The 573-nt window shown below is 73.8% G+C and carries 1 protein-coding gene; it reads left to right on the forward strand.

Features of this window, described 5'->3' with window-relative positions; all coding sequences use genetic code 11:
* On the forward strand, positions 1-573 hold a 573-nt coding region (locus ACFPZL_RS14130; protein ID WP_382336048.1), incomplete at both ends, for an FAD-binding protein.

Raw genomic sequence — 573 nt, forward strand, 5'->3', positions numbered from 1 at the left:
CGCGGGCGCCGGAATCGTCGACGCGGAGGCCGCCGACGTACTGGTGAGCGAAGGCGCGCTCGCCATGCGGCGATTGATCGAAGAGGGCTTCGCGATCGACCGCGAGGCCGATGGCCGCCCCCGGCTCGGGCTCGAGGCGGCGCACGGGATGCGGCGGATCGTGCACGCGGGCGGAGACCAGACCGGAGCCGTGCTGCACGCCCATCTCGCAGCGCGGGTGCTGGCGGACGAGCGGATCCGGCTGCTCGAGGGGCGCACGATCGTCTCGCTGATCGAGGATTCGGGGGCGGTGACGGGTGCGCTTCTCCGCGACGGTTCGGGTCGTGCAGAGGTCGTGTCGGCCGAGGCGGTCGTACTCGCCACAGGCGGCTACGCCGCGCTCTATCCGCGCACCTCGAGCCACGCCGGTGCGACGGGAACGGGCGTCGTGCTCGCGGCCCGCGTCGGCGCGCTCATCGCCGATCTCGAGTTCGTCCAGTTCCACCCCACCGTGCTCGCGGGCACCGGCGTGCTGATCTCCGAGGCGGTCCGCGGTGCCGGTGCCGTGCTGCGCGACGCCGCGGGGCGTCGCTT

Source organism: Leucobacter soli (assembly GCF_042659205.1).
In the GTDB taxonomy this organism is placed as follows: domain Bacteria; phylum Actinomycetota; class Actinomycetes; order Actinomycetales; family Microbacteriaceae; genus Leucobacter; species Leucobacter soli.